The organism is Anaerospora hongkongensis, from assembly GCF_004339805.1.
Classification (GTDB): domain Bacteria; phylum Bacillota; class Negativicutes; order Sporomusales; family DSM-15969; genus Anaerospora; species Anaerospora hongkongensis.
Window position 1 is genome coordinate 174,933 of record NZ_SLUI01000003.1, and the last position, 13,722, is coordinate 188,654.

Here is a 13,722-nt window from a genome sequence, read left to right on the forward strand (position 1 = left end):
TTCCTCCCAGCAGCTATGAGTCGCTTGGCATATAGCTGTATAGGTATTTTGCACCAGCGGCATGGTAATAATACTTGTTTCAATGAACGGTCGACAGCTAATACGGGCTGTCAGGTACATATTAAAATAAAAGTATGTTTATTACTTGAGCAAGTGTCACGAAAAAAGCAAACCGGTCTTAGGAAGTTTACCTAAGACCGGCTTGTTTTTTACAATTAGATACCCAATTCCTTGCGCTTCTTTTCAATATGGTCAACATAAATCTGAACTGTTTTATCGGCGCTTGTTTCAACTGTAAGCTTACCTAAGCCTAACGTCTCGGTTGTTTCGGTCAGGGTTTTTACCACAACATCACTGCCGGTTACGGATGGTACAGGAGCGACATGGACGAGCCAACCCAAAGCAATTGCTGTGCAAGCATCGGCTACCGCCTTTTGTTCCAGATACTCAGGTGCACCAATTACGATAGGCAGCATATTGGTATCAACATCAAGGGTGTCAGCTATTTCCTTTGCCGTTTGCGTCATTTTGCCAATATCAACGCAGGCTCCGTAGGATAGTACCGGCGGAATGCCCAGTGATTTACAGACCGCTTTTAAGCCCGGGCCTGCTTCATCAGCAGCCTTGGGATCCGCTAACCCTGTGTACTGCATGACGGATGAAGTACAGCCGCCGGATAAAACGAGAATGTCTTTTTCAATTAAGCCTTTGGTAATTCTAAAGATATTACTGCCACCCTGGCCATAACGGGCGGTAGTACAGCCAACTACGGTTGCGATTCCGCGAATTTTGCCTTCGACGATAGCATCAATGAGCGGCTTCCAAGAGCCACCCAAGGCAGCTTTAACTGATTCTGTGCTAAAGCCAATCATACAGTCTGAGACATGGGGGGGAATGTGCACCTCACGGTTTTCGGCTTTACGTTTGCTATAAGCGTCAATAGCCATAGCAAGGAGCTTTTCGGCCTGCTGGCGCATTTTTTCCGGCTGGAATTCTACGACTTCGGTATCAGGCATGCGAATTACCTCATGCGTGCTTACCATTTTTGTACCGAAGCGTTTGGCATATAGCGGCAGCGTCGGAATGGTGCAGTTATAGTCGAACATGAAAAGATCAATTACCCCGGTCGCCAGCAGGTACTCTTCCGACAGCCACTCACCTTCCTGACCGGCATAGGCACTCATTTTACCGGTATCCTCATAGTTCAATAATTGCTGTCCCTCGCACACATGCCCTAATATTTGAAGACCGCTTGCACCGGCTTTTTTCGCTTTTTCCTGCCACTCAGGAGTTGATGCTAATTCAATTACGACGTGGGCCATCAAGGGCATATGGCCATTGGTAATGATATTTACCATATCTTTTTTCAACAGTCCCATATTCTGCTTAGCAGTACGGATTTTTTGCGTACCCATTAAAATTTCCTGCAGAATATCAAGAGCGAACAGGCCTTGATATTCATTAATAATACCCAGGCGCACGGATGTCAATAAAAAGTCAACAGGATCGGCATTTAGATTGGTCATACATTTTGTTTGGGCAAAGCCAACCTCACTAAAACCGCCGCCTGGGAAGATGTTCAATTTTCGCCAAAGCTCCTGCCGCTTAGGTGGGGCAAAAACTTTAGTCATAGCGGATTCTTCCCAATACGGCCGTCCCATATCTTCAAGAACCCAGTTAGCAAAATTAACAGCAACCTTGTTTACGTCCTCATGGCTGTTGAGGCCAGCCATTTCCGCATACTTTAACAGTTTTTCCTTATCTCTGATTTTAAGTCCGCTATCAGGGCTTTGGGCAGCCGCTTTTAACGTACGGGCAGCTTGTTGAGCATGAAAAATATTGGCCGATGTACCAATGGTGACATGACGGTATACAAAATTCCGGGCAACCATTACATGTGCATCGACACCGCAGTTGCCGCGGGGAACTTTAGCATTAATCCGGCAGGGGCCATTGGCACATAATTGACAGGATAACCCTTGGGCGCAGAAGTTACAGCGGATCTTTTCCTGCTGCTCGAAGCGGTCAAATACGTTTGTCAGCCCTTGCTCGTGAACATGCTGATACATTTCGCGCATTGCCGGATCAATAATGACGTTTAGCGGAAAACCATCCTTACTTTGATCGTGCACCTGGATGTGCTGACGCTGCCATTTATGTACTTCCTCCATAGAAGCCGGGGATTTTTTTATATCATAATATTTTTGTGCATTTGCATGTACGTCAAAATGCATATTCGGGTCATTCGTTCCGCTGGCGTCACCTTTTCCTGCAATCGACTCCACATCGCCCGTACTTGTTTGATCGGTACTTTTAATCAAAGCATCATTTCCTTGGTTCGACATTGTACACCCTCCAATTTTGCTTAAGATATCGTGCCTAGTTTCAGCAATATACGCAGCTAATATTCGTTTTACAGAAAAGGCAGGCATAATAGAAAAAATACATGTTGGTTGCTTTCGTTCCTTTAATGGAATAAGATCTGATATTTAAGCTTATATCGGTAAAACATACTGTAACAGCCAAATACGTCGTCGGAAAAAGGAGGAAGAGAATGAAAGCAGTTGTTTATCATAAGCCTTATCAGCTTTCTTTAGAGAAAGTGAAAGATCCTGAAATTCAGGATGACCGGGAGATGCTTATACGTGTAACCTCGACGGCCATATGCGGCTCAGACCTGCACATCTATCATGGCTTACAGCCGATGCTGCATGATGGGCTTATTCCGGGGCATGAGTTTATGGGAATTGTGGAAGAGGTAGGCAAGAGCGTTAAGCGGTGGAAGCGAGGCGACAGGGTTTTAGTTCCATTCCCTATTTCCTGTGGTGAATGCATTATGTGTCAAGCCAAATTGTGGAGTCATTGTGAGCGTTCAAACGAGCATGGCGAAATTGCAGCGGTATTTGGGCATGGGGATTTTTATGGTGGCTTTCAAGGTGGACAGGCCGAGTATGTACGGGTACCTTATGCCGATGTCAGTCCATTAGCAGTACCGGATGAACTAACTGATGAGCAGGCGTTATTTGTGACTGATATATTGCCTACGGCTTACTGGATTGTTGATGTTTCCGGGGTTAAGCCCGGCGATTCCGTTGCTGTTTTCGGCTGTGGCCCGGTGGGAATTCTTGCCCAGCGGTGTGCAATATTGAAAGGGGCCCGGCGTGTTTATGCAGTGGATCAAATTCCCTACCGCCTGGAATATGCTCAAAAGCTAAATCCGGGAGTGGAAACAATTAATTTTCGTGACCACGATGATCCAGGTGAAGTAATTCGTGAGTTGACAGGCGGCCGGGGTGTTGATGTGGCAATTGATGCGGTAGGTTTTGAATCGGAACCAACAGATTCAATTGTGGCAGCGATGGCAGGCATGAAACGGATGGGCATTCCGCCGCTGCCAGGAACCCGGCCGGAAGATCAGCCGGCAGTCGCTTCAGTCTCAGCAATTAACTGGGAGGTAAAAGCGCTTCGTCACGGCGGCTGTCTTGGCTTAGCAGGTGTATATGGGGCCAAGGCTGATGGCTTTCCGATCGGTGATATATTTGCGAAGGGAATCAGCATACAGTGTGGCCAGGCGTTAGTACAAAATTATACGGATGAATTGCTGCAACTTATCCAGCAGGGAAAATTGCGTTCCGATGATATCATCACGCACCGTCTGGCTTTGGATGAGGCAATGACAGGATATGAGAAATTTGGCCGGCGTATCGATAATTGCCTGAAAGTAGTAATGCATCCGTAAAAAATGAATAAAGCCCATAGACACAGCGAAATCTACTAAGAAGTAATGTAGGGAAGGTGTTATTAATAAATGTTTAAGCATGAAAAACAACTACTCAATTCTGTAAGAGTTGAACGGCCCAATCCAACGTACGCAATGATGCTGACAGAACAGCTTGGTGGACCGCAAGGTGAAATGAAAGCAGCTATCCAATATATGGCGCAAAGCTTTCGCATTAAAGATCCGGCTATTAAAGATCTTTTTATGGACATTGCGGCAGAAGAGTTAAGTCATATGGAAATGGTTGCAACTACAATCAACTTATTGAATGGACACGAGTTAGACGCGCAAGGTGTAGCAGCTGGGCAAATTGAAAGTCATGTTTTAACAGGGCTTAATCCTGCTTTAACAAATGCGTCAGGTTATCTTTGGACGGCAGCCTATGTGAATGTAACCGGAGACTTAGCGGCAGATTTGCTCTCCAACATTGCGGCTGAGCAAAGAGCAAAAGTAGTGTATGAGTATCTTCACCGGCAGATCGCCGATAAATATGTGCGGGAAACGATAGATTTCCTGTTAAACCGGGAAGAAGCTCATAACACACTGTTCCGTCAAGCGTTCAACCGGATTCAAGGCACCGGTTCAACTCAGGATTGGGGTGTAGATGAAAATGCCCGGCTTTACTTTGATCTATCCACTCCGGGCAAATATTTTGACATCAAGAATCCGCAGCCCCCTGCTTTTCAAAATCCCGATCCAGGGGTAAAACATTAAATTACTGCAGCAGGATGCAGGCTTCTGACGGATTCCGCCTAGAAGCAAACAAGGCTTCCGGCAATTTTGCCGGAAGCCTTGTTTGCTTGGTCTGTATTAGAATTTATAGATTATACCCGCACCAACACCCTTTAGTTTTGTATCCAAGAAACTATCTTCGTCATAGTAGCGATAGTTAACATTAAGTGTTAAGTTCTCACTTACGTTCTGATTGACACCAATCTGCCAGTCTGTTCCGATAGAGTTTTGCAATACACTTGCATAGGCGGTCGTTTTTTCACCTAGTACAGTAGAACCGCTGATACCATACAGTAATTTGTTTTCCGATAAACTGGCAGATGCGCCAGCAGTTGACCCATTCGTATCATAGTTACGATTACCGGCAATCAACCGAATGTTATTTGCTACTTTATACTGAATTGTTACATCGGTAAAACGAGTATCAGCACTTCCATAAACCCCGCTGATAACTGCAGAAGCATCACCTTTGATTGTTTCGATTCCCACGATGACTTTGTCGGTGAGGGCTGTTTCGACAAAGAAGCCATTTGCATTATGGCTGCCAAAATCATAGGAACGAATTTCTACTTTCGGATTCCAATATAAATAGCCCGCAGTTGTTTCTCCTTTCTCGAGATTGGTCACTGGTGCAGCTGCAGCGATACCAGACATTGCTATAGATGCTGCGAGAACTAATAGACATTTTTTCATTATTGGTTCCTCCTAGTAAATGTAATGGACTTACTATAAGATTAGGTAAAAATTGGGTTAATCCTGCAACTAAAGTCCTATATTTATTAAAATATTAATAATTTTTAATAAATAAAACTGATTGTATAGGTTAAATAATTGGCAGTTTTTTTTAGTCGTGACCAGCAATACATTGCACTAATGATGCACCAGCTTTGTCGTCGGATGATTGATAATGATAGCATAGGAAAACCTAGATAAAAGACTGTCGGCGTACGCTGGCGGTCTTTTCTGTTATCGGGAAGCCGGTTGATGAAAGCCTGGCTTCCGACCTATGGGAATCAAATTGCTAAGGAGGCCAGGATGAATAGACAGCAGCAGGCCGGACAAAAAGTAAGGATGCCGACACAAACAGCTGCGCAGCAAGTGTCCGAGATAGAAGAGTGCCAGTTGATGCGGGGGAAGGCAGACAGCAGAAAAATGCTTTTTTGCTGCACTCTTTCTAATGAATTTCGTGTTATAATGACCTGAAAATACATTATATTCCTGCAGAGTGTTTAAACTCAGTTTTCTATAAGACTTAACGCACATACCAAAGGGAATGTGCAAATGGTAAGCAGTATTCTCCACTAATTTGGACTTAAAACTGCTGATGTTGGTTTATATTAATACTGATGGACAAAAGAGGCGGTGTACTCAATGGGAATGCGGGATTTATCGGTCAAAAAGAAATTATGGTTTTCCAACTTCATGATGGTTTTTATTCCTGTATTGCTTATTTTATTAATTGGTATAAGTGTACTAGTCGGGCTGCGCATGACTGGCAATGCGCGGCGCAGTGAAATTGCGCTGCTATGGCCGGAAAGCGGACCGATGTTATCGGTCCAGCTGGCAGTCAGTTCTTTGCGGGTGGAAGTTGACCGGGCGAAGGGTTCTCAGCTCGATATGCATGAAGTGCTGGAGGCTTGTACGGCCTTAGAGGAACAAGGTATTCAGGTGGCAATCGTAAATGGCAATGATGTTCTTTATGTAACGCAGGGAAATGATGCTTCGGTAATAGTGGCTAAGCTGGGGATGCGCTATACCGGGGCCGGGCCGGTTTTGCTTTGGGATGAGGCTGGTTTTGCTTTTCGTTATGAAGCGACGAATAATGCAATCACTGCTGTTGCCGTAGGGGATGTACCGTTTCTTGCGCGCGCAGGAATCTCCAAATCGACTTTTAAAAATGCTTTAGAGTTTATAGCCATTGTAGTCATTGGCATTACGATATTCATCATCGTGTTTACCGGCGCATTTCTTTCGCGCCGGTTATCGAAAGAGATTATTAAGCCATTAGAAGATCTGCGCCATGCTGCTATTGAAATCAGCCGGGGTAATCTGGACTATGCGATTTCTACAGAGATGAAGGATGAGCTGGGAATTGCCTGCCGTGAGTTTGACCATATGCGTATGCGGCTTAAAGCTGCCAGGGAAACGCAAGAAAAATATGAGGAAAACCGGAAGGAACTTATCGTCGGCATATCGCACGATCTATCTACACCGCTGACTTCTGTTAAGGGGTATGCGAGCGGTCTATTAGATGGCATAGCTAAAACTAATGAGAAAAAAACACACTATCTTACTATGATTTATCAGACAGCCTGCAATATGGAAAAATTGGTGGAAAGTCTCTTTTTGTTTTCGAAGCTTGACCTTGGGCGAGTTGAATTTTGCCTGGAAGCAGTGCAGTTGCAGGATTATTTTACGGATTATGTGACTGAGAATGCTGATAGGCTGCTGGCAAGGGGACTGCAACTGACGTTTAAAAATCAGGGTACAAATTTTCCGGTGCGTATCGATCGCGTGCAATTCCAAAGGGTAGTAGAAAACTTAGTGGAAAACAGTTTAAAATATAAACAAGGTGAAATAGGATCGCTGACAATTTCTCTTTCAAATGAGGCTGAGGGGAAAATACGGCTGGAGTTTGCTGATAATGGTCAAGGAGTTGCATCAGCAGATCTAGCGAAGCTTTTTGACAGCTTTTACCGTACCGATCCGGCACGGACGAATGTTGACAAGGGGAGCGGTCTGGGCTTGGCAATTGTAAAGCAGATCATTATAACTATGCAGGGAGAAATTTGGGCGCAGAATGGTGAGAACGAAGGGCTGAGCATCTGTATTCTGCTGCCAGCAGCCGGAGAGGATGGCGCATGAAAAAGATTTTGATTGTCGAAGACGATAAGGGTATTGCGGAATTGGAACGGGATTATCTGGAGGCAAATGATTTCACTGTGGAAATTGCTGCTGATGGCAGCCAGGGACTACAAAAGGCCCTGACAGAAGAATATGCGCTTATTTTGCTGGATGTTATGCTGCCTGGACATGATGGTTTTCAGGTGTGCCGCCAGGTGCGTGAACACAAGAATACGCCGATTCTCCTGATATCGGCGCGGCGGGAGGATATTGACAAGGTTCGTGGTTTTGGCATAGGCGCCGATGATTATATTGTGAAGCCCTTTAGCCCGAATGAACTGGTGGCGCGGGTGAAAGGACATATAGCCCGCTATGAGCGGTTGACTTCCGGCGGAAATCCTGAAGAGAAAGTATTACGCTATGCTGGGCTGGAAATTCAAATGGAGGCACGCCGTGTTTTTGCTGAGGGAGAAGAAGTGACACTGAAAAACCGGGAGTTTGATTTACTGGCATTTTTAGCAGAAAACCCGGGTATTGTGTTTAGCAGGGAAAAGCTTTTTGATCGTGTTTGGGGCATGGATGCTATGGGTGATAATGCTACGGTTATGGTGCATATTAACCGTATTCGCGAAAAGCTTGAACCCGATCCGGCACACCCGGTGTACATTGAGACGGTCTGGGGGGCCGGTTACCGGTTTAAGAAATTTTAAAAACAGCGTATTAAAAAAGACGAGCTGTCTGCCAACTATTCCAGTTGGCAGACAGCTCGTCTTTTTTAATTTTAGAAGAGTTTAGTTCCTGGCAGATTGCTTTTTAGGAACTGTTTTTATACTGTTTAGAAACTGTTTAGATTTAGCACCTATACTAAGGCTATTCTAGAGAAGAGGCGAAGACATTATGGAATGGATAACGACTTTGGATCAAAACGTATTGTTCTGGATACAACATCATCTGGTTAGCAGTACATTTAATCCGTATATGATATTTCTTTCTGAGATAGGAAATTCCGGGTTTATTTGGTTTGTATTAGGGATGGTATTGCTGGTGGTCAGGAAATATCGCTGGCTAGGAGTTGCTGTATTGCTGGCACTGGCGATAAGCGTGGTAGTGGGCAACGGCATCTTGAAACCACTAGCAGCGCGCCTGCGGCCCGGCACTGTTTTTCCGTGGATGCCGATGCTGATTTCGCTGCCGACAGATTATTCTTTTCCTTCGGGGCATACTTTCGCATCTTTTGCTGCTGCGACAGCGATTTTCTGCCGGAGCAGGAAAGCAGGAAGTGCAGCACTTTTATTGGCAGCTGGAATCGGTTTTTCCCGGTTGTATCTGTTTGTTCACTATCCAAGTGATGTCCTGGCAGGTGTTCTGCTTGGTATTATATCCGGCATTGCAGCTTACAGATTGAGCTGTTATCTGTCGACTACACGCTCGTGGAAAAATATACTGCCTAAACTCGGGCTAGTAACTCGTAAAGAGGCAGTTACTAAGTAATAATTTGGAAAGGAGAGCGGTATGGAACAGTTTACAATGATATTTCTTAATTTTATTGATGCATGGGGTTATTTGGCAGTTGCTGTACTCATGGGACTTGAAAATGCCTGCATCCCCATTCCCAGTGAACTCATTTTAGGGTTTGCTGGCTATCTTATTTTTGCGGGGAAAATGCATTTTACCGGAGCATTGGCTGCCGGCATGATCGGTGGGATGGCCGGTTCGTTCTTAGCCTATGCTGTTGGTAACCATGGCGGACATGCCTTTGTTCAACGTTACGGTAAATATTTCTTTGTAAAGGACTCCCACGTGGAATTTGCTCAGCGGTGGTTTGATCAGTACGGGATAAAGGCCGTATTTTTCAGCCGCATGCTGCCAATCGTGCGTACCTTCATTTCTCTTCCGGCGGGCTTTGCCCATGTAAATATTGAGAAGTTTTTCTTCTACACCTTCCTTGGTTCTCTGCCGTGGACAGTTTTGATGTTGTGGGCAGGTATGATGCTGGGCGAAGGCTGGCAGCAGCTAACCGTAATCGGACATGAACTCAGCCTTGCTTTTGTTGGGGCGGCTGCCGTGGTAATGATCATACTGTATGTGCGGTATAAACGTATTAGAAAAGACCGGCAAGACGGAGAGCTGTCGTAACTATCAGTCCTGACAGAAACTAGAAGGAGTTCGAATAATGACAGAGACAAAAAAGCATTTGTTGATTCTTTTGGTTTTAGGTGCAGTTTTATTTTTTATTGGCAATGCTTCTATTGCCATTACAGACCCGGTTGAGTCCAATTATACTTTGACTTCGGCAGAGATGTTTGCGTCTGGTGATTATTTATCACCTCGTATCTACGGTAATTTTTGGTATGATAAGCCAGTTTTCTTCTATTGGGAACTCATTGCTGCTTTTAAGGTCTTTGGCATCAATGAATTTGCTGCACGCTTTTTTCCTGCGCTTGCGGGTATTGCCGGACTGTTTATGGTCTATGGCTTTGCCCGCAAAATTTATGACGCAAAAACAGGCCTTTTTTCAGCATTGATCCTTGGCACTTCCTTTGAGTATTGGCTTATTTCCAAGACTGTTATTACCGATCTCACTTTGTTTCTCTTTTTCAATGCGGTACTTGTCTTTTTTTATCTTGCATATACGAGCCAAAATAAAAATTATTACTATCTTTGCTATGGATTTGCCGGACTGGCGGTGCTTACCAAGGGGCCGATCGGGATTTTGCTGCCAGGATTAATTGTAACAGTTTTTATTTTATGCCGTCGTGATTATGCAGAAATCAAGCGCATGAAATGGCTAGGTGGCACGGTAATTTTTCTTATAGTGGGAGGTAGTTGGTACTATCTAATGTATCAATTGCATGGACAGGTTTTTCTTGATACCTTTCTGGGTATTCACAATGTACTGCGGGCAACCGTGTCTGAGCATCCAAAGTTCAACGTATGGTATTACTATCTTGCTATTTTCTTTTTAGGCTTTTTTCCCTGGTGCTTTAGCTTGCCGATGGCAATTCGAAAATACTGGAAAAAGCGTCAGTGGCCGGTGCTTGATCAAACTACGCTCTTCCTGCTGCTTTGGGCTGTTTTGGTTAACGGATTTTATCAGTGTATGGCGACTAAGTATGCGACGTATACTCTGCCGGCATTAATGCCGGTGGCTATTTTGACTGCTCGTCTTCTTTATACCCATGAAAGGTTTGTCAGGCGTCTGGTCGCTTTTAATGTTTTCTTTTATCTTGCATTGACCTTTTTTGTTGCTATTCCTCTTTGTAATAACTCGTACTCAGGACGAAATGTTGCTGCCGTATTGCAAGAGCAGGTGCAACCCGGGGATCTGGTGGCAAGCTATGGAGACTATAAGGCATCAGCTGTTTTTTACAGTAATCAGGTGATCTATAATCTTGTGCATGCAGATCAAATAGAAAAAGCTAAACCGAAAGCCATGAGCTGGAGCAGCAAGAATGTGATGCCTTTTCTTTCTTTTGAAGAGCTTCCCAGAGATAGGAATATCTATATCATTTGGGATGAGCACAAAAAGGATGATTTCGCTAAAGAGTTTAAAACAGATGAATGGACGCCGGTTGAAAAGTTGCCGAAGGCAACTATATATTATCGACGAGCACAATGAAAATACAGCACAAATCGTTTGTTCAATTTGTGCTGTATTTTTGATATGGGGCTTCATTTTTCATGGTATTTTCAGATTGACTTGGTACACTTAAGCTGACAAATTGGACGAGCAGTATCTAAAATTAATAATACTGTGTTTAAATAAACTGAATATTACCAATCCTTTATTTTGGGTTGGAACTATTACATCGGCTATGGTAGGCCTTGCCAGTATTGGTTTTTTGCTGAAATACCTTCAGCATCATAACTTTGCTGTATTTGCAGGATATAGATTGGTGTTGGCGGCGATTATTACTATTGTTTATCTGACACAAGGTACCTAGCAATCGGAATTATCTATGGGGAACTAGCTATTGTAAGATAACGGATAAGGAGAGGATTTCTTTGCACGAAAAAGCATTAATCATTACATTCTTACTTATCTTCATGCTAAGCGTACAAGCGCTTGCGAATAATGGTTTAGATGGTGACCACGCTAGCATATCTACAGAATTAGTAGGGATATCTTTATTTATAAAGGGCAAATAAAAACTAACTTAAATACAGCTTCCAGCATTTTAGCTGGCAACCGTTATGGTTGTTGCATCATTGATTGGCGGCCTTGCCCATGGCGGAGTTCTGTTTATGGTTGGAGCGGCTATAGCTCTTGCTGTTAACTATAAGCTGGACGAGCAAATGGAGCTGGTAAAAAGCTGTGCTTCTGATGTCTTGATTCCATCAATTGCAACTTTTGCAGCAAAATTCCAGCGCTGTATCTGTTATGCGAGCGCTGTGAAATGAACTTTGTTGATTACCAGAAACTGTTCTTTATCTGGACTTGGCCGATTCTGTTTATCTATTGTTCATGCATACGATAACAGGTGCAATGCCGTTTAAAGGGAAACCCAGCATCCAATCACATTTTGCCAATTGAAATTAGAAAAAAGCCTTTCAGCTGCTTTGCTAAAAGGCTTTTTACATTTTGAGGACGTAAGAAGAAAAGCGTTGAAGATAGTCACTTTTCTTGAGAAAGTAATCAGGTTTATTAGATTGTCTGAATTTTTACTGCGATAAACAAAAGGATGTGTTATCCTATAACAAAGACGAACGAATGAAGGGCAGGAGGGATTCCGAATGGCAAAACACAGTGAAATCATGCAGCAAGTATTTGCGCATATGGCGGGGATGGTGGTCGTTGATCAACAGTCGCGGATTGTGTTTGTCGAGGAAACTTATGCCCGGTCAAGAGGAATTGATCCGCAGCAAGTAATTGGCTGCTATGTTAAGGATATAATCCCGACAAGCAAGCTGCCGGTTGTTGTTGAGTCAGGTAAGCCAATCCTCGGTGATGTGTATTACTATGAGGGCAAAACAGTTATTTGCAACCGCTACCCCTTGATAAAAGACGGCGTTCTGATTGGTGCCATGTCTTATCAGGTTTTTGAAGGGGTTGACAAGCTGTTTGAATCGATACAGGAGCTGCAATGCCAGCTTGATTACTATAAAGAAAAAGTGAAAAAGTATGGGGGAGTGCGCTATTCGTTAGCCGATACGATTGGCTCAAGCCCAGCGGCAGTTGAAATCCGTACGGCAATCTTGAAGGCTGCTTGTTCAAATGCCACTGTTTTGATTCAGGGCGAAACGGGGACAGGCAAGGAACTGGTTGCTCATGCGCTGCATCAGGAAAGCCGTCGGTCGATTTATCCGTTTGTTAAGCTGAATTGTGCTGCTATTCCGCAGGAGCTAGTTGAATCGGAGCTGTTTGGCTATGATGAAGGCGCTTTTACGGGAGCGCGCCGGACAGGCAAAAAAGGAAAATTTGAGCAAGCCGATAAGGGAACACTTTTTCTCGATGAAATCAGTCAGTTATCCATGGCGGCACAGGCCAAGCTGCTTCGTGTCCTGCAGGAAAGAGAAATCGAGCGTATAGGGGGATCGGGGCCGATTCCCGTGAATGTAAGAATTATCGCTGCTACGAATGATGACCTGGAGGCAATGATCAAGCAAGGAACATTTAGGGCTGATTTATATTATCGTCTGAACGTCATTCCTATTAAGGTTGCGCCACTAAGAGAACGAAAATCGGATATTCCCCTGCTTGTGAAAAAGTTTGTCGAAAAATATGCCGACCAGGCAGGTTTAGGGGCAGTAACAGTAGACGCTGAGGCGATGGCGCTGCTAATGAAATACGAATGGCCCGGCAATATCCGGGAACTGGAGCACGCTGTAGAACGGGCTGTTAACCTCTGCAGCTGCACGACACTGGAGACAATTCACTTTGAATGGCTGCTGCCAAAGCTGCAGGATAAAGGAAAGGAAACGGCAGGAAGAAGTATTCAGGCGGCAAGAGCAGCAAGTGAAAAAGAGATTATTTTAAATGCCCTCCAGGTGACCCAGGGCAATAAGAAGAAAGCGGCAGAGCTGCTCGGAATTGCCCGGCCGTTATTATATCAGAAAATGCGCCGTCTGGGCATCAGCAGCTGAAGGTAGAGTGTAAGCAAAGAGAGACAGTGTAAGTGATTACTTACACTGTCTCTCTTTGCTTTAATTTTCACCTGATTTAGCAACGCAATAAAGAATAATCTGAAAAGTATGTCAGTATCCGCTTACACTATGATTTCTATTGTTAGCATCTTCCGGTTGAATAGGCCGATTCTACTGCAGGTGCTTTTCCCCGCTCACGGCTATAGCCTTCTGAAGTTAAGTACCTTACAACACCGCATAACTACTGAATTTGAGCTGCATCAAGCTGGATCTTGATGACAAGG

Annotated in this window: 13 protein-coding genes; 11 read left to right on the plus strand and 2 right to left on the minus strand. The window is 44.3% G+C overall.

The features are described 5' to 3' along the window. Positions 1-215: 215 nt before the first annotated feature. Positions 216-2,345 carry an anaerobic carbon-monoxide dehydrogenase catalytic subunit gene (gene cooS, locus EV210_RS05535; protein ID WP_132076826.1) on the minus strand — a complete coding sequence of 710 codons (2,130 nt, stop codon included), beginning with the start codon at positions 2,343-2,345 and terminating at the stop codon, positions 216-218. A 209-nt stretch (positions 2,346-2,554) separates the two neighbouring features. Between cooS and EV210_RS05540 the strand changes: the two genes are divergently transcribed. Beyond that, complete coding sequence (locus EV210_RS05540; RefSeq protein ID WP_132076829.1) at positions 2,555-3,739, plus strand: zinc-dependent alcohol dehydrogenase; 1,185 nt, start codon at positions 2,555-2,557, stop codon at positions 3,737-3,739. A gap of 69 nt (positions 3,740-3,808) precedes the next feature. Beyond that, positions 3,809-4,492 (plus strand): manganese catalase family protein, encoded by a 684-nt coding sequence (locus tag EV210_RS05545; RefSeq protein WP_132076832.1) that lies wholly within the window; start codon positions 3,809-3,811, stop codon positions 4,490-4,492. Positions 4,493-4,588: 96 nt separating this feature from the next. On the opposite strand, the gene EV210_RS05550 is transcribed toward EV210_RS05545, so the two are convergent. Continuing rightward, entirely contained in the window at positions 4,589-5,203 is a 615-nt protein-coding gene (locus tag EV210_RS05550; protein WP_132076835.1) for an outer membrane beta-barrel protein, read from the minus strand. 342 nt (positions 5,204-5,545) lie between these two features. Here EV210_RS05550 and EV210_RS22505 point away from each other — a divergent pair, with 342 nt between their 5' ends. The 9 genes from EV210_RS22505 (at position 5,546) to EV210_RS05590 (ending at position 13,438) form a co-directional block, all read left to right on the plus strand. Further along, positions 5,546-5,713, plus strand: coding sequence for a hypothetical protein (locus EV210_RS22505; RefSeq protein ID WP_165898794.1), 168 nt, complete (start codon positions 5,546-5,548; stop codon positions 5,711-5,713). Between the two features lie 168 nt (positions 5,714-5,881). Continuing rightward, on the plus strand, positions 5,882-7,375 hold the full coding sequence (locus EV210_RS05555) for a sensor histidine kinase (protein WP_132076838.1): 1,494 nt from the start codon (positions 5,882-5,884) through the stop codon (positions 7,373-7,375). Next, a complete protein-coding gene (locus EV210_RS05560; protein WP_132076841.1) occupies positions 7,372-8,064 on the plus strand; it encodes a response regulator transcription factor in 693 nt (230 codons plus the stop codon). Before EV210_RS05555 ends, EV210_RS05560 begins: the two co-directional genes overlap by 4 nt. A 187-nt stretch (positions 8,065-8,251) precedes the next feature. Further along, the gene (locus tag EV210_RS05565; RefSeq protein ID WP_132076844.1) at positions 8,252-8,845 is read left to right on the plus strand and encodes a phosphatase PAP2 family protein; all 594 of its coding nucleotides are present in this window, start codon (positions 8,252-8,254) and stop codon (positions 8,843-8,845) included. Positions 8,846-8,866: 21 nt separating this feature from the next. Continuing rightward, entirely contained in the window at positions 8,867-9,490 is a 624-nt protein-coding gene (locus EV210_RS05570; protein ID WP_132076847.1) for a DedA family protein, read from the plus strand. Between the two features lie 37 nt (positions 9,491-9,527). After that, on the plus strand, positions 9,528-10,973 hold the full coding sequence (locus tag EV210_RS05575; RefSeq protein ID WP_132076849.1) for an ArnT family glycosyltransferase: 1,446 nt from the start codon (positions 9,528-9,530) through the stop codon (positions 10,971-10,973). 103 nt (positions 10,974-11,076) lie between these two features. After that, positions 11,077-11,298 carry an undecaprenyl-diphosphate phosphatase gene (locus EV210_RS23270; RefSeq protein WP_279388489.1) on the plus strand — a complete coding sequence of 74 codons (222 nt, stop codon included), beginning with the start codon at positions 11,077-11,079 and terminating at the stop codon, positions 11,296-11,298. A 250-nt stretch (positions 11,299-11,548) separates the two neighbouring features. After that, positions 11,549-11,755, plus strand: a complete 207-nt coding sequence (locus EV210_RS05585) for a hypothetical protein (RefSeq protein WP_132076852.1) — start codon at positions 11,549-11,551, stop codon at positions 11,753-11,755. A gap of 333 nt (positions 11,756-12,088) precedes the next feature. Continuing rightward, a complete protein-coding gene (locus EV210_RS05590) occupies positions 12,089-13,438 on the plus strand; it encodes a sigma-54 interaction domain-containing protein (RefSeq protein WP_132076855.1) in 1,350 nt (449 codons plus the stop codon). Positions 13,439-13,722 lie beyond the last annotated feature (284 nt).